The organism is Kitasatospora sp. NPDC056783 (assembly GCF_042789895.1).
Taxonomy (GTDB): domain Bacteria; phylum Actinomycetota; class Actinomycetes; order Streptomycetales; family Streptomycetaceae; genus Kitasatospora.
In genome coordinates this window covers 1-15,246 of sequence record NZ_JBHUAF010000002.1, presented here as the reverse complement: position 1 = coordinate 15,246, position 15,246 = coordinate 1, and the positions used below count along the sequence as shown (strand labels likewise).

Here is a 15,246-nt window from a genome sequence, read left to right as displayed (position 1 = left end):
GCCCCCGTCATCCGGCGAGTAGGAACAGGTCTTCGGCGTTCACGCCGGCCCAGACCTTGGACTTGGCGAGGTTGGGCCGCAGCCCACAGCGCGCCAGCGCCCCGGTGATGGCTTCGAGGGCCTCTCCGGCCTGCTCGGCGCCGCCACAGAAGACGCAGTAGTTGTCCGCGAACCGCACCGTGCGCAGCCCCGCGAGCCTCGCGTCCGCCCGCGACAGCCGTAGGTTGATCAGCAGCGGCGCGAGCGCCGTGCCCGGGACGAGCGGACACGGCAACGGCTCCAGCACCCGTTCGAACAGGCGCAGGAACGAGCCGTCCGCCACGTGCTCGGCCAGCCAGTCGGTGACCTCGGCCGCGCACGACCCCTCCGACACCCGCCGCACGTCCACGTCCGCCACCCACCGGAACCCCTCCCGTAGGTGCCGGTCGGAGTCGCGCAGAGCGGTGACCCGGTTCCGCCCGGCCCGGTAGCCCGAGACCCAGTCGGCGAACGCCCGCTGTTCCAACACCGGCTCGATCGCAGACCGCATCGCCCGCTGGACGACCCGGTCCGCCACCGTCGGGATCACCGAGGGCATCGCCTTGCCGGTGTAGGTGGTGATCGCCACCTCGCGCAGGGGGCCGGGTCGCCAGGAACCCGTCCGAAGTTCCTCGGCCAGGGCCTCCAGCCGGCCGTCCATGCCCTGCCGGAACTGGGCCCAGCTCATCCCGTCGGCGCCCGGCGACCCCGCGCGGCGCATGCAGGCCCGTGCGGCGGCCTTCAGGTGCCGGGGCTCGACAAGGAAGGACATCAGCGAATGTGCGCGCACAGGACGGGAGTTGGCTATAGTAGGTCGTGCCTGGACGGCATGCAGGATCCCGCTCCCCACTGCACCGCATACTTGGCCGCTACCCAACACGCGCGGCCTCGGGGAGCTGGAACGACCGCGCCGTTCAGGCGCTTCGCTGTTCTCACCGGCCACGTTCGGCCTCCCAGAGCAGCGTGTGCAGCCGCGGCGTCAGGTTCCAGCCCCGCTCCAGTACCTTGTCCGCTAGCTCCCGCATCCTGCGCAGGACCACCGCGCTGTTCGCCCCCTCCGGCATGACCCACACCTCGGAAAGCGAGAACTCCTCTACCAGAGAGGCGACTTCGTCGAGCTGGCCGGCCTCGTGCACGACGAACTTGAACCGGGCCTTCCCGCAGGCCGCCAAGGCCTCCAGTGCCTCCGAGACGATCCGCCGGTCTCCGGGCGCGGCGAAAGCCTCCAGCTTCGGCGACACGTTGAACCCCGCGACCGACTCGACCAGCTCCGGCATCGGGACGACGGTGCCGTTCGTCTCCACCTCAACCCGGCGGCCCGACAGCAACTGCACCAGGTCGACGAGCTGGGGCTGCTGGAGCAGCGGCTCACCACCGGTGACCACCACCAGCCGCGGCGAGCGCGCCATCACCCACGCCGCCAGATCCTCGACGCCATGCCGCGTGGACACCTCCCGCGGGTCGAACCGGGACCAGTCCCACGTCTCCGGGGTGTCGCACCCCGGACAGCGGAGGTTGCACCGCGACAGCCGGACGAACAGGGACTGCTGCCCGACGCTCGGGCCCTCGCCCTGGAACGTCGGCCCGAAGCACTCCGCCACCAGCAGACCCCTGCCACCGGCGACCTCACCCCCGGACAGGCTCACCGTTCCTCCAGCACGAACTCGGCCCAGCTGCTCGCCGTTTCCGAAACCCGCACCGACGCCAGTCGGCCCGGCAGCGACGGCTCCATGTGTTCCACGAACCAGGCGGCCAGCCAGGCGGCGAGGTTCTCCGACGTCGGCGCGGCCGGCAGGACGTCGTTCAGCACCCGGTGGTCGAGCGTGCTGTCGATCAGCTTCTTCACCGGGGCGAGCTCGCCGAAGTCCGTGACGAACCCGGGCGGCACCAGCCGGTCGGCGGTGAGGACGAACACCACCGCGTAGGAGTGGCCGTGCATGCGCGCGCACTGATGCCCGTCCGGGAGGCCGGGCAGGAAGTGGGCCGCCTCGAACCGGAACGTCTTCCCGATCCGGTGCCGGCCGGAAACGACGACCCCGCTCATCGGGCCACCCCGGTCTGCGCGACGGCGTACTCGGTCGGGTCCTCGACCTCGGCGAGCACGAACGCCTCGATCCGTTCGGTGCACGTCCCGCATGTCCCGCAGTGCAGCTCGCCCCCGCGGTAGCACGACCAGGTGTCCGCGAACGGCACACCGACCTGGTCGGCGACCCTCACGATGTCCGCCTTCGTCTGGTCGATGAACGGCGCCAGCAGCCGGAAACCCTCGGCGATGAACCCCTCGTTGCCGACCCGAGCCACCTCGCCGAACACGTCGAAGAACTCGGTGCGGCAGTCCGGGTAGACGGCGTGGTCGCCGGCGTGGGCACCGAACGCCACCGCGTCCGCCCCCGCGGCGACCGCCGCACCGACAGCGACCGAGAGCATGATCGCGTTCCGGTTCGGCACCACAGTGCTGCGCATGCTCTCGGCGGTGTAGTGGCCGTCGGGCACTTCGACAGCCGGGTCCGTCAGTGCCGAGCCCGACAGCAGGCGGCCGAGACCGCTCAGGTCCACCATCTCGTGGCGGGCGTTCAGGCGGCCGGCGGCCTGCTGGGCGAAGTCGAGCTCCTTCCGGTGCCGCTGCCCGTAGTCGAAGGAGAGCAGCGTGAGCCGACTTCCGTTATCGGCGAGCCAGTAGGCGACGGTGGTGCTGTCCAGCCCACCGGAGGCGATCACCACCGCGTGCTGCGGGGGAGCGTGTTCAGTCATCTCCATACGTCTTCCTTGTAGTCCTCCGCTGTCGGAGGTCGGAGTGAGTCCGGTCGTCGTCCGTGACGGGCCGGCGGATTGGCCTCCAGCGCTCGGACGGACTCAAACCGGTGTGGACGCGAGCATCTCGCCCCTGACGATCCGAGGCGGAGCCGCTGTACTGGCCACGGAGGTCGGGGACGACCCATGTGCGACCTCGTGGTGACCCAGCTGCTGGTTGAGGAGCACCCCCAAGAGGGTCATCGCGAGGGCGCTGCCCAGCAGCCATAAGGTCCACATCGAGGCCTCCACAAGGTCGCCGACCTCTGTCTCCCGGACGCGGTCGGCCGTGCCGGGCTGTGGTTGGCGTGAGTTCGCGGTCGGCACGTGCACGGGATGGCTGGGCGGTGAGAGGTTCGTGGTCATCGGCTTCCTTGTCCGGAGCGCTACCGGGCCTGGGGAGGGGGCGCTTCCCCTTGGCGCGGAGCGCGCGCGGCGCCGCGCGGCGTTCGGCGCTGCGGCACGCGGAGGGGATCGCGACCAGAGGCACACAATCCTTGGGGGCTCATACGGAATCAGCTGCCAAGCCCCCTGCAACAGTGCAGACTTGTTGCAGCACGCGGCAGTGATGTTGAAAAGGTGCCGATGACCTGCGCAGTTGGTGGGCCAAGAACTTTTGGGGAGAACGCGATGGCGCGATGGGGACCGCTCGCCGTGCAGCGCAGGGCCGTCGGCTACACCCAGGAGCAACTGGCCAATCTGATGGACGTCGACCGAACGACGGTCCACCGCTGGGAGACGGGCACGGCGACACCGCAACCGTGGCAGATGCCGAAGCTCGCCGGATTGCTGAAGGTGTCAGCGACCGAGTTGCGCTCCCTGTTACCCGGACGCTCGGTTGCCGGCGGCCCGTCGGAGAGTGAATGCGACGGCGAACCGGAGGCGTCGCGCCAGCGCTGTGAAAGCGCGCAGATGGCGGAGCCTGTGGAGTCTCCGTTGGCGCAGGCGGGAGCTCTGGTCACCGACTGGTTGTCCGCCAACGCCCGGGTTGGCGGTGTCGCGACATCGCTGCCAGTAACAGAAACCGAGCTCGGCGCCACCGAGGGGATGCTCGACCTGTTCCGTCAACTCGACCACACACACGGAGCAAGGCAGTACCGGCGGCAGGTCAGTTCCTACATCGACAACGAACTCGAAGCCCTGCTACACCGTCCGGCCACGGACGAACCGGTCGCCCACCGACGCGCGAGGCTCACCGCCGGATTCTGCGAACTCGCCGGATACCAGGCGATCGACACTGGCGACCCCGACCGGGCCCAGGCCTACTACCAACGCGCCCTCACCCTGACGGCCGTGACCAACGACCAGGCGTACAGTGCCTACCTCGTGGCGGTGAACCTCGGGCACCTCGCCCTGCACTGCGGCGAGCCGGAGACAGCCCTGCGTTGGGCAGCCTCGGCACAGACCGCGGCCGGGACCGCCGTAAGCCCGGCGACCCGGGCAGCCATCACCGCCGTCGTCGCTCGCGCGAACGCCAGGATGCGCAGGGAGGCTGAGGCGACCGAGCTGATCATCCAGGCCGAGAAGCTGCTCGACACCGTCGACGAACAGGACGAGCCCGCCTGGATTCGCTACTTCAACCACGCCTACCTCGCGGACGAAGCCGCCCACTGCCTCCATGACCTCGGTCGTGCCCCGGCCGCGAGGAACCAACTCGTCGAGGCCCTCAACGGTGTGGGTGAGGACAGGGTCCGCAGGCGTGCTATCGACGCCGCCCTGCTCGCCGCCACCTGGTTGCGCACCGGGGACCTCGACCGGGCGTGCGCGGCCGGCCGGGACGCCGTAGCCTACGCCGCCAGGACCGGGTCGGGCAGGTGCATCGAACGGGTGGCCGGCGTCCTGGCGGACCTGACCGTCCATGCCGCCCACGCCCCGGCCCGGGAGTTGTGTGAGTTCGCCCGAGCAGTGCTGCCGGAAGCGTCGGGCATGGCCCTCACTCTGCGGGGCGGCTCATGATGCGGTGGTAGAAGTCGAGTTCGGCCCGCAGGGCTTTCTCTCGTGCGGCAGGCGACGACAGGTAGTGGTCGCCGTCGTCCAGTAGCAGGCTGGTGTGGTCATCGCCGAGGGCAGCCAGTTCCTGAGCGAACCGCATGGCGTCCTTGGCGGACGTGATCGTGTCGGCAGCCCCGTGGATCACCAGCACGGGGCAGCGGATCCGGTCCGGCGTGACCGCGCCGGCAGGCCCACGCAGCACCGCCGCATGGGAGCGCTGGAACGGCGGTACGGACAGCTCCCAGTGCGCCGGATCGATGATCGCCGAGGTGGCCGTCGCTCCGGCGAACGGTCCGGGACGACTCACCGCCTGCAGCGCCGTGTACCCGCCGGCACTCGCGCCGGTGATGAAGATCGCTCCGGTCAGCGCCACCCCGGTCGATCGCAGGTGCTCGGCCACCGCGGCGCAGTCCTCGACGTCGTATTCGCCCCAATGACCGTGCAGCACTTGGCGGAACGCGCGACCCCGGCCGGTGCTTCCCCGATGGAGGACCTCGGCGACGGCAAAGCCGTGGCTGACGAAGAACTGGGTCGTCCAGTCCAGCCGCAGAGGCACGTCGTCCGTCGGGCCGGGGTGTACGCGCACCACGAGCGGAACCGGTGCTGCCGCCCCCGGTGGCCGGTGCAGCAGGAAGCGAACGTCTCCGTCCGGGGTCGGCGTGGCCTGGACTTCCGGCGGGCTAGGCGTCCAGGACAGAGCCGGCATGGGCACCGTGCCCACGTGGAGGGCGGGGGCATCCGCTCCTGCCGTCAGGTCGAGCGACCACAGTTCCGGGGCAGACGACGGGGTGGCCCCGATCACGGCGAGCCGGTCGTCATCGACGGCGATGTAGGGCTTGACGGAAGTGAGGTTTGGGCCGAGCCGACGCCGGACACCTGCGGGATCGACAGCCACGAGTCCGGTGGAGAAACCGTCCAGGACAGTCAGCACGACAGTGCCATTGGGGGTGAAGCCGTACGACTGGTAACCCCCTTCCCACGGCGCCGGCGCGCAGTCCGCTTCGATCGATACGACGGCCTTCGTCGTGCCGTCCCGAAGCTGATACAGGTTCCACCAGCCCGTTCGGTCGGACATGAAGTACAACGAGCCGTCTGATCCCCACGAGGGCTGGACCACGGACTCCGAGAGGCCGCCCGCCACGACGCGCCCCGGCCCGAAGCGGCCGGAGCGGGAGTCGGCCAACAGGAGCCGGCAGCTGTCCCAGGGCATCTGGTCCCGGCTCCATTCCGAGTACGCCAGGGTGCCACTGAAGAGTCGAGGGCAGGCGAGAAAGCCGGAAGAGCGGAGCAGTACTTGAACGCTCCCCGAAGGGGACACCGCGACGATCTCGTCCGTCGCGTCATCGCCGCGAACCGCCAGGACAACACCATCCGGGCCGGAAGCGAGGTCCCCGAACTGCTCGGAGCCGTGGACGGGCACGACCCTGTCCGGTGCGCGATCGGGAGGCTGAAAGAAGAGAGAGCCGTCTTCGCCGACGAACCACACCCCGTCGTTCACCACGGTGAAGCTGCCGCCGCCGTAGGCATGGAGCTGACTTCCTACCGAGGCGTCGGACGGTGTCACCGCGACGGTCGCGCCGGAGCGGTCCGTACGCATCACGCGCCGGACGCCACCGTGGTCGGGGTCGGCCTGCAGCCACCACAGCGAGCCTGCCACAGCCTGGAGTTCATCGTAGGCGACGACCTTCCGCGCGACCCAAGCGGGCGAAAGCCCGCTGCTCTGAGACCTCATGGAAGGGATCCTGCCGAATTAGGCAGGTAAGCGCCACTGCCGCAGGCTGGTCCGTACTTGACGTCCGATCGCTCGGCCCTGATTCAGTGGGGCATAGATGTCTTCTGGGGGTTCCGGCGCTGCCGCCCAGTGTCCGCAGGCGGCAGCGGTGACCGACTGCTCACGGGCTCCGGGGTGGAGGAACGCCCACCTCGTGATGTTGCGCTCGTCGACCCAGGGGTACAGCTCGTGGGACGGATTGTTGTGCGCCACGACGTTCCAGGCGACATCCGAGATGTACACCGAGGCCCCTCTCCTGGCGTCGCCCGTCCGCTCGGGGTGCTGCCGCCGCTGGGGGGGCATCGGCGGATGCGCTTGATCGTGCGAGAATTCCCGCACTATGATCGTGCGAAAATAACCGCACGATGCGAAGGTGGTACCCATGGCACCGTCACGCGTGTACGAGCACCCCGAAGCCGACGAGATCGCCATCCCCCGCGTGCTGTTCGCGCTGAGCGAGCCGCTGCGGCTGTCGATGGTGCGGATGCTCGCCGAGCGCGGCGAGGTGGACAGCATCGAACTGGGGCCGGACCTGCCGCGCTCCACGCTCACCCACCACACCAGCCTCCTGCGCGAGACCGGGGTCGTCTTCGTCCGCGCCGAAGGGCGCAAGTGCATGATCCGGCTGCGCCGTGACGACCTGGACAGGCGGTTCCCCGGACTGGTCGACACGGTCCTCGCCGGGTACCGGGAAGCCCCTCCCGCGCGGGAGGACGCGTGATCCGCCGCCTGTGGCCACTGGTCGCGGCCGCGGTCGCGCTGGGCGTCGACGCCTACGTCCTCGCCGGAGTTCTGCCCTCGATCGCCGACTCGCTCGCCACCACCGTCGCGGCGGTCGGCCTGGGGGTCACGGCCTTCACGGCGGCGTACGCCCTGGCGGGGCCGCTGCTGTCCGGAACGCTGATCCGGGGGAGTACCGCCGGGGCGCTGCTGATCGCGCTGGGCGTGTTCAACCTCGGCAACCTCGTGACCGCGCTCTCTCCGGGCCTCGAAGTGTTCCTCGCCTCTCGGGTGGTGGCCGGAGCCGGCGCGGGCGTGCTCACCGCGGTGGCCACCGCGACCGCCGCCGCGATGGCCGCCGACGGCGAACGCGGCCGCGCCATGGCCATGGTGACCTTCGGCCTGTCCACCGGGACGGTCGCCGGAGTACCGATCGGAATGCTCATCGGCGACCGGCTGAACTGGCGGTGGACCATGGGCCTGGTCGTCGCCGTCGGCCTCCTCGGCATGGCCGCGCTGGCGGCCAGGGTGCGCACGATCCCGCCGCTGCCCGCGCCGTGCGGCCCCGCCTTCGCGGTGCTGCGTTCGTCGCGGTCACTCGTCGGGATCGCCGCCGCGTTCCTCCTCGGCGCGGCCAGCCTCGGGCTCTACACCTACCTGCTGCCGATGGCCGAGGCCCGCGGGCTCCGGGACTGGGGCTTCGCGCTGGTGTGGGCCTGGGGCATCGGTGGAGTCGCCGGCTCCGCCCTGGTCGGCAGGGCGTTGGACGCGTTCGGGCCCCGCGCGCTGCTCATCGCCCTGCCCGCCGTGCTGCTGGGAGCCTTCGCCGCGTTCTGGGCCTTCACCGCTCCGGCGGTGTGGCTCGCCGCGGCGGCCCTGTGGGGCGCGGCGGGATGGGCGAGCGTCCCCACGCTGCAACAGGCCCTCACCGGGGACCGGCCAGAGGAGGCGATGCCGATCGTCGCGTTCCAGATGGCCGCCATGTACCTCGGTTCCGCCGCCGGGGCCGCCGCGGGCAGCAGCCTGCTCGCCCACGGCGCCGATCCGCGCGAACTGCTGGCCTGGGCACTGCTGCCCGCGTCCCTGGCACTGCTGCTCACCGGATGGATCGGCACCGTCGCGTTGCGCGCCCGGGGTGGTGTGACCGACCCGGCGTGTGAGGCCACGGGCCCGTCGCAGCCGCCGAAGGGGCCGCTCCTCAGCCCGTAGGAGCCTGCTGCCCCGGTGCCTTCGGGTCCGGTGTCTCCGTGTCCGCGTCGTGCCCCCGTGGCGCCGCGTCCGCGCCCGGCCGTCCGGCATCGGTACGGTCGGGCGCGGGCGCGGAGTCCTACCGGCCCCTCCCTGCCACGGCCTGCTCCGCCCCGCCCGACTCCGTCCCGTCCGGCTCGGTCGGTGTCTCGGAGGCGATCGTGCCGTCCAGGCGGATGCCGCGGGTCGAGGCCCACATCACCAGGGCACTGCCGCACACCACGGCGCAGTCGGCGAGGTTGAAGACCGGCCAGTGCGGGAGCTGGATCCAGTCCACGACGAGGCCCTGCCCCGGGGAGGGGGCCCGGAACAGCCGGTCGACGAGGTTTCCGGCTGCCCCGGCGATGACCAGCCCGAAGGCGACCGCCCAGAAGCGGGTGCGGATCCGGGGCGACACCACCAGCAGGAGGACGATGACCGTCGCCTTCACCACGGTGAAGAACCAGGTGTTCCCCTCGCCGAAGGAGAACGCTCCACCCGAATTGAAGACCAGCGTGAACTTCAGAAGCCCGCCGAGCGTCTCGGTCGGATCGGACCCCGAGAAATCCGTCAGCGCCATCTGTTTGGTGAGGAAATCCGCGGCCAGCAGCGCGAGTGCCACGGTTGCCATGGTCCCCAGCCGTCGAGGTGTGTCAGCGGGAGAGGAAGCTCCTCGCGCAACCCATGGGCGCAGTAAGCGAGTCATGGCCGCATTGTAGGTGCCGATGACTCGCGCATGTGTGCTCCCGGGAACGGGTGCACGTCGTCAGAACGGACGCACACCGTCGGCACGGGTGCACACCCCGGCCGTTACCGGTCCGCGCCGCCCCGGACTCCTCCTCCGGGGCGGCGCAGGGGGTCAGAACCGCCAGGCGGCGTCGTCGGCGATCGCCAGGAGGGCGGCCTCGGCCAGGGCGGCGTCCGGGTGGTCGGTCCACTGCTGGAGGGTCACCGTACGGCCGTCGGCGCGCTGGAGGCGGACGTACTGGGAGGTGCGGTCGCTCTGCGGGTCGGTCAGCGTCATGGCCTCGCCGTGCGCGCCGGAGGGCAGGTCGACCAGGTGGCAGCTGCTGCGCGGGGCGGCCTCCTGCGGACTGGGCACCCCGGGGTGGGGGGTGACGACGGGCAGGGCGATGGCGGCGCAGAACGGCACCTTCGGCGCGTCGGCGGTGCGGTCGGCGCCGCCGACGAAGTCCACCGGGCCGGCCGGGGACTGCCAGGCGACCCGGAAGCTGCGGCCCGGGATGTCGCCGGCGCGCACGGTCGTGGGCCCGGCCGGGAGCAGGCCGGCCAGGGTGGTCGCCAGGTGCTCGCTGGTCCAGTCGGTGGCGCCGCCGCTGCCGGGGCCGAAGGAGTCCGGGCGCAGCGGTTCGGCGCTCGCGCCCGCCGCACCGGTGAGCGCGAGCGGGCCGGCCAGCGGGTCTGCGGCTGCCACCGGGGTGTCCGTGGCGGGTGCGTCGGTGGTGGGCACGGTGGCCACCAGGGCGGCCAGGGCGGCGGTGGCGGCCGTCGCGGCGCCGACGCGGACGGCCAGACGGGTGCCGTGGCGGCGGCGACCGGCCGCGACCGCCGCGTCCACCGTGCCGGTGCGCAGCGGGGGTTCGGTGCCGAGCCCGGTGGCGAGGAGGGTGCGCAGGTCGTCCTGCGGGTCGAGGGCGTGGTCGTGGGTCACAGCAGTTCCTTCAGGGCAGTGGGGTGGGCGGCGAGTTCGTCGAACGGGTCGGTGTCGCCGAGCAGGGCGCGCAGTTTGGTGAGCGCGCGGGAGGTGTGGCTCTTGACGGTCCCGGCGGTGCAGCCGAGGGCCTTGGCGGTGTCCGCGATGTCCAGGTCGGCCCAGAACCGCAGGACCACCACCGCCCGCTGACGCGCCGGCAGGGCGGCGAGCGCGGTACGGACCTGGAGGCCGAGCGAGGGGTCGGTGCCCGGGCCGGGCCGGTCGGGCAGCACGGGTGTCGGGTCCTCCCGCCGCCAGCGCCGCCGGGTGTGGTCGATGCAGGTGCGGGTCAGTACGCGGTGGGCGTAGGCCTCCAGGTTGGCGATCCGGTGCCGTCTTCCCCAGGCCGCGTACAGCTTGGTCAATGCGGTCTGCGTGATGTCCTCGGCGTGGTGCCAGTCGCCGCACATCAGGTACGCGGTCCGCCGCAGGTGCGGCAACCGGTCCTCGGCGAAGCCGCGGAACTCCTCCAGGTCTGCGCTACGCACAGGGCGTGCCTCCGTTCGTCTCTGCCCACTCGACGGAGCGCACCCGGTGCCGGGATGTCACGGGTGGCGAAAAAAGTTCGAGGGCCGGACGGGGCGGGAGGCGCCGCCGGTCGTGGAGGGTGGGAAGGCCCATTGGATTTCTGATCATCGGATGACATCCTCCGTTGCCCTTCGCTCCGTCGATTCCTTGACAGAACCGGTGAGCGGCCCAGGGATTCATGGTGCCGCCCGATCGAGAGGACACTCGTGCGAGCAACCCACAGGAACGATGTCCGTGGGCGAGGCCCATGGACGGCCCGGCGGTGGCCGGCCGCCGTACTGGGCGCGGCGCTGGTCGCCTCCCTGGCCGCCCCCGCCGGCTGGGCCGCTGCCGACCCCGCCCCCACCCCGGCACCCGACGCGGCGACTGACGGGCCCGCGCCGGGTCGCCCGGTCCAGGTCACCCTGGTCACCGGCGACACGGTCTCCGCCCGGGTCGACACCGACGGCGCCGTGGCACTGGTCGGCGTGCGGCCCGGCCCGGGGCGCGAGGACGTGACCTTCGTCCGGCGCTCCGGCGCACCCGGCTCACTGAACCTCGTCCCCTCGGACGCGGCCGGACCGCTGGACTCCGGACGGCTGGACCCCCGGCTGTTCGACGTCGCCGGGCTGATCGCCCAGGGCTACGACGACGCGCACACCACCGACCTGCCGCTGATCCTGGGCTCGGAGCACGCCGGCGCCCCGGGCCTGGCACCGGGATTGGCTCCGGCCTTCGCCGCGGCCGCGCCGCCCGCCGGCGCCACCTCCGTCCGGGCGCTGGAGAGCGTGCACGGCGCGGCCCTGCGCGCCCCGAAGGCGCGGGCGGGCGAGCTGTGGCAGCTGGTCGCGCGCCCGGACGCCGGGCTCGCCGCAGGATCGGCGGGCGGCGTGGACAAGGTGTGGTTGGACGGCAAGGTCACCGCGGCGCTCGACCGCTCGACCGCCCAGATCGGCGCCCCGCAGGCCTGGAAGTCCGGCTGGACCGGCAAGGGCGTCAAGGTCGCGGTGCTCGACAGCGGCATCGACCGGGGCCACCCCGACGTGGCCGGCTCCCTCGGCGAGACCTCCGACTTCACCGCGCCCGCCGACTCCACCGCGCCCGCCGACTCCACCGCGCCCGCCGACTCCACCGCACCCGCCGGAGCGCCGGTGACCGCCGACCCGGACGGGCACGGCACCCATGTCGCCTCGATCGTCGCCGGCACCGGGGCCGCCTCCGACGGCCGGTTCAAGGGCGTCGCCCCCGACGCCGAACTACTGGTCGGCAGGGTGCTGGACGACGAGGGCAACGGCCAGGAGTCCTGGGTGCTCCAGGGCATGGAATGGGCCGCGGCCCGCGCACCGATCGTCAACCTGAGCCTCACCGGCCCCCCGACCGACGGCACCGACCCGATGGCCCAGGCCGTCGACACGCTCTCCGCCCGCTACGGCACCCTGTTCGTCGCCGCCGCCGGAAACAGCGGCCGCCCCGGCACCGTCGGCACCCCCGGATCGGCCGACGCCGCCCTGACGGTGGGCTCCGTCGACCGGGACGGCGCGCTCGCCCCGACCTCCAGCCGGGGCCCGCGCGTCGGCGACCGGGCCGTCAAACCGGACCTCACCGCGCCCGGCGTCGCCATCGTCGCCGCCCGGGCCTCCGGAACCGACGGTCAGGAGCCGGTCGGTGACCGGTACACGGCCATCTCCGGCACCTCCATGGCGGCCCCGCACGTGGCCGGCGCCGCCGCCCTGCTCGCCCAGCAGCACCCGCGGTGGAAGGGCCCCCAGCTCAAGGCCGCGCTCACCTCCTCCGCGACGCCGGCCGCAGAGCAGGGCGCGTACGAGCAGGGCGCCGGACGCGTCGACCTCGCCCGGGCCACCACCCAGCAGGTGTACGCCACCGCCGAGGGCACCGGCATCCGCCTGGAGGGCCCACCCGGAGGCGATCCGCTCACCCGTACCGTCGAGTACCACAACGACGGCGAGGCCCCCGTCACGCTGGACCTGACCGCCGAGAGCACCGCGGCACCCGGCGCGGCACCTGGCGCGTTCACCGTCGCCCCCGCCCGCCTGACCGCGCCCGCGGGCGCCGCGGCGTCGGCCACCGTGACCGTCGACCCGGCCCGCGTCCCCTCGGGGGCGTCACTGACCGCACGGGTGCGCGCCACCGGCCCCGGCGGGGCCGCCCTCACCACCGCCTACGCGCTCACCCGCGAGGCCGTGCGCCACGACGTCACCGTGACGGCCGTCGACCGCAACGGGGCGCCGCTCGGGCCGGGCAGCTGGAACACCCGGTCGACGATCCGACTCGTCGACGTGGACACCCACGAGGCCCACCAACTGGAGTTCACCGGCGGCACCGCCACCGCACACGTCCCCGAGGGCCGCTACAACCTCGGCGGAGAACTGGTCACCCCCGCCTCGGGCACCGCGCCCCGCACCGCGACCCTGTTCCTGCAACCCGAACTGGACCTGCGCGCCGACACCCGGCTCGCCGTCGACGCCCGCGCGGGCCGGCAGCTGACCGTCACCGTCCCCGGCCGCGCCACCACCGGCTGGTCACTCGCCGCGGGCTACTGCTACCGCCCCACCGGGAGCGCCGACAACAGCGACTGCACGGACTCCCTCGCCTCCCTGACCCGCCCCGGCAACCTGTACGTCGTCCCCGGCGCCCGGTCCACCGCCGGCCGGCTCGACTTCGTCACCCAGAGCATCCAGGAGGGCCCGGCCACGCACAACGGCCGACTGCCCGACCGCTACGACCTGCTGGTGCGCACCACCGGCGGACTGCCCGAGCCGGCCCTGACCGTCGAGCCCGGCGAACTCGCCACGCTCAACACCCGCTACTTCGCCCAAGGGCCGGGAACGGCGGGCGACTTCAGCAGCTTCGCGTCCGCCGGCGGCCTCGGCCTCTTCAGCATCGGCCAGCCCACCTTCGCGCTGCCGGCCACCCGCACCGAGTACTTCACCGTGAAGGACCAGTACCGCGAGACGACCTTCGGCCAGAGCGCCGGCCCCGGAGGCGAGATGATCCCCGGCGCCACCAGCCAAGCCGGCACGGTTCGCTGCGCCGCGGGCGCGACCTGCGCGGAACGCTGGAACGCCGCCGTCATCGGCCCGGGCCTGGCCCCGGGCAAAACCGGTGCCACCCTGGCCCGCACCAGCGACGGCTACCTCACCGTGGCCCCGCAGCTGTTCAGCGACGCCTCCGCCGGCCACTTCGGCTCCCCGTGGCCGCTGCGACTGGAGGACACCGTCCACCTCGAACTGGAACGCGACGGGCAGCGCGCCGGCGGCAGCGACCGCGAACAGGCCCGCTTCGCCGTGCCGGCCGGCGACGCCGCCTACCGGCTGAGGGCCAAGGCCGTGCGCTCCGAACCCTGGGCGATTCTGTCCGGCACCGTCGAGGCGGCCTGGACCTTCCGCTCCGCCGCCGTCGCCCCCGGCCCCGACGGCCACACCCGCAGCACGGCACTGCCGGTCGACACCGTCCGCTTCACCGCCCCCGTCGACCCGGACAACCGGGTGCCGAGCCGGCAGCACACCCTGCTCGCCGCCGCAGAACGCCAGAGCGGCGCTCCGGCCTCGGCCACCGCGCACCTGAGCGTGCGGGTCTCCTTCGACGACGGCGCCACCTGGCACGACGCCCCGGTAGCCCCCGCCGACGGCGGCTACCGCGTCACCGTCGACCCGCCGCCGGGCGCCGCCGGCTTCGTCTCCCTCAAGGCCGCCGCCCACGCCGCCGACGGCGCCACCGTCGAGCAGACCGTGCTGCGCGCCTACCGCCTGGCCCCCTGACGGCCCGCCGGTGGCCCGCGAGCGACGGCGCCGTCGCCGTGCTGTGCCGTCTTGAGCAGCCCGCCCGCGTGGCTGCCCGCGTGCGATGGGCTGCCCCAGCTGCCGGCGATGCGGCGGTCAGGTGCTGCTCGGGCTGCGCCGAGCGCTCGGGGGTGTCGTGGTCCACCTCAGTTCGGGTACGCCCCCAGCGGCGGGCGCCACAGAGTAGACGACCAGGACATCGCCGGCGGGCACCATGACGGACGTGTGGCCCTGATAGGTCAGCGCTCGACCGATCAGGCGCTCACCCTGGATGACGAGTTCGGTGTCCGTTGCGGGCGTGGCCGTGACGTCCTGCAGCACGTTCTCCATGAGTCGTGGCATGCGCAGTCCGTTGTGATCACCCATCGCCCGCAGGCACTGGGCGACGAATCGGGCGACAGACGCCTCATGGTGCATACGCGGTGGTGGTGCGTCCTTCCCGGGAGCGGGTCGGATGGTCTCCACCGAGGCCATCGGAAGGGAAGACCTGGTGTACGCGATCTCGACCATCATCGGAGTTCCGTCGGTGGCTCCCCTGTCGATGTTCCACATCCAGGTTTCGTCAGCCGATGCGAGATCGGCGACCGGCCTTCCGAGGCCTTTGAGGACTTCCCCCGGAAGGGGCTTCCCTCCGTCGCCATCGTGACTGTTTCCACTCGTGAAGAACAAGTTCAAACCCATCGAAGTAGGCAGGGGCGGTGCGGCAC

The 15,246-nt window shown here is 72.4% G+C and carries 13 protein-coding genes; 4 read left to right on the top strand and 9 right to left on the bottom strand.

The window, feature by feature from the left end:
* Positions 1-7 precede the first annotated feature (7 nt).
* From ACFRMQ_RS00695 to queC, 4 genes are all read right to left on the bottom strand, one after another.
* On the bottom strand, positions 8-790 hold the full coding sequence (locus ACFRMQ_RS00695) for an RNA-directed DNA polymerase (protein ID WP_380725358.1): 783 nt from the start codon (positions 788-790) through the stop codon (positions 8-10).
* Between the two features lie 160 nt (positions 791-950).
* Positions 951-1,664 (bottom strand): 7-carboxy-7-deazaguanine synthase QueE, encoded by a 714-nt coding sequence (locus ACFRMQ_RS00690; protein WP_380725356.1) that lies wholly within the window; start codon positions 1,662-1,664, stop codon positions 951-953.
* Positions 1,661-2,062 (bottom strand): 6-pyruvoyl tetrahydropterin synthase family protein, encoded by a 402-nt coding sequence (locus ACFRMQ_RS00685; RefSeq protein WP_380725354.1) that lies wholly within the window; start codon positions 2,060-2,062, stop codon positions 1,661-1,663. The genes ACFRMQ_RS00690 and ACFRMQ_RS00685 overlap by 4 nt, the downstream gene beginning before the upstream one ends.
* Positions 2,059-2,775, bottom strand: a complete 717-nt coding sequence (queC, locus tag ACFRMQ_RS00680; RefSeq protein WP_380725352.1) for a 7-cyano-7-deazaguanine synthase QueC — start codon at positions 2,773-2,775, stop codon at positions 2,059-2,061. Before queC ends, ACFRMQ_RS00685 begins: the two co-directional genes overlap by 4 nt.
* 663 nt (positions 2,776-3,438) lie before the next feature.
* Between queC and ACFRMQ_RS00675 the strand changes: the two genes are divergently transcribed.
* On the top strand, positions 3,439-4,764 hold the full coding sequence (locus ACFRMQ_RS00675) for a helix-turn-helix transcriptional regulator (RefSeq protein WP_380725350.1): 1,326 nt from the start codon (positions 3,439-3,441) through the stop codon (positions 4,762-4,764).
* Here ACFRMQ_RS00675 and ACFRMQ_RS00670 read toward each other — a convergent pair.
* Positions 4,742-6,532, bottom strand: coding sequence for a prolyl oligopeptidase family serine peptidase (locus ACFRMQ_RS00670; protein ID WP_380725348.1), 1,791 nt, complete (start codon positions 6,530-6,532; stop codon positions 4,742-4,744). The two genes, ACFRMQ_RS00675 and ACFRMQ_RS00670, sit on opposite strands and share 23 nt — an antisense overlap.
* 421 nt (positions 6,533-6,953) lie before the next feature.
* On the opposite strand from ACFRMQ_RS00670, the gene ACFRMQ_RS00665 reads away from it, so the two are divergent.
* Together ACFRMQ_RS00665 and ACFRMQ_RS00660 are read left to right on the top strand one after the other, a co-directional pair.
* A complete protein-coding gene (locus ACFRMQ_RS00665) occupies positions 6,954-7,292 on the top strand; it encodes an ArsR/SmtB family transcription factor (RefSeq protein ID WP_380725346.1) in 339 nt (112 codons plus the stop codon).
* Positions 7,289-8,500, top strand: coding sequence for an MFS transporter (locus tag ACFRMQ_RS00660; protein WP_380725344.1), 1,212 nt, complete (start codon positions 7,289-7,291; stop codon positions 8,498-8,500). The genes ACFRMQ_RS00665 and ACFRMQ_RS00660 overlap by 4 nt, the downstream gene beginning before the upstream one ends.
* 118 nt (positions 8,501-8,618) lie before the next feature.
* Here the strand turns inward: ACFRMQ_RS00660 and lspA are convergent, their stop codons facing one another.
* The 3 genes from lspA to ACFRMQ_RS00645 form a co-directional block, all read right to left on the bottom strand.
* A complete protein-coding gene (gene lspA / locus ACFRMQ_RS00655) occupies positions 8,619-9,149 on the bottom strand; it encodes a signal peptidase II (protein WP_380725342.1) in 531 nt (176 codons plus the stop codon).
* A gap of 228 nt (positions 9,150-9,377) precedes the next feature.
* Positions 9,378-10,190: a hypothetical protein gene (locus ACFRMQ_RS00650; protein ID WP_380725340.1), complete on the bottom strand. Its 813-nt coding sequence runs from the start codon at positions 10,188-10,190 to the stop codon at positions 9,378-9,380.
* Positions 10,187-10,720, bottom strand: coding sequence for a SigE family RNA polymerase sigma factor (locus tag ACFRMQ_RS00645; protein WP_380725338.1), 534 nt, complete (start codon positions 10,718-10,720; stop codon positions 10,187-10,189). The genes ACFRMQ_RS00650 and ACFRMQ_RS00645 overlap by 4 nt, the downstream gene beginning before the upstream one ends.
* Positions 10,721-10,966: 246 nt before the next feature.
* Here ACFRMQ_RS00645 and ACFRMQ_RS00640 point away from each other — a divergent pair, with 246 nt between their 5' ends.
* Positions 10,967-14,518 (top strand): S8 family serine peptidase, encoded by a 3,552-nt coding sequence (locus ACFRMQ_RS00640; protein WP_380725336.1) that lies wholly within the window; start codon positions 10,967-10,969, stop codon positions 14,516-14,518.
* A 117-nt stretch (positions 14,519-14,635) separates the two neighbouring features.
* Here ACFRMQ_RS00640 and ACFRMQ_RS00635 read toward each other — a convergent pair.
* Positions 14,636-15,246 (bottom strand): hypothetical protein (locus ACFRMQ_RS00635; protein ID WP_380725334.1); only part of this gene is annotated, 611 nt, incomplete at its 5' end.

Bases quoted from the DNA above. Each gene is read 5' to 3' on its own strand.
- ACFRMQ_RS00695 (WP_380725358.1), bottom strand. From the start codon at position 790: ATGTCCTTCCTTGTCGAGCCCCGGCACCTGAAGGCCGCCGCACGGGCC.
- ACFRMQ_RS00685 (WP_380725354.1), bottom strand. From the start codon at position 2,062: ATGAGCGGGGTCGTCGTTTCCGGCCGGCACCGGATCGGGAAGACGTTC.
- queC (WP_380725352.1), bottom strand. From the start codon at position 2,775: ATGGAGATGACTGAACACGCTCCCCCGCAGCACGCGGTGGTGATCGCC.
- ACFRMQ_RS00675 (WP_380725350.1), top strand. From the start codon at position 3,439: ATGGCGCGATGGGGACCGCTCGCCGTGCAGCGCAGGGCCGTCGGCTAC.
- ACFRMQ_RS00670 (WP_380725348.1), bottom strand. From the start codon at position 6,532: ATGAGGTCTCAGAGCAGCGGGCTTTCGCCCGCTTGGGTCGCGCGGAAG.
- ACFRMQ_RS00665 (WP_380725346.1), top strand. From the start codon at position 6,954: ATGGCACCGTCACGCGTGTACGAGCACCCCGAAGCCGACGAGATCGCC.
- lspA (WP_380725342.1), bottom strand. From the start codon at position 9,149: ATGGCAACCGTGGCACTCGCGCTGCTGGCCGCGGATTTCCTCACCAAA.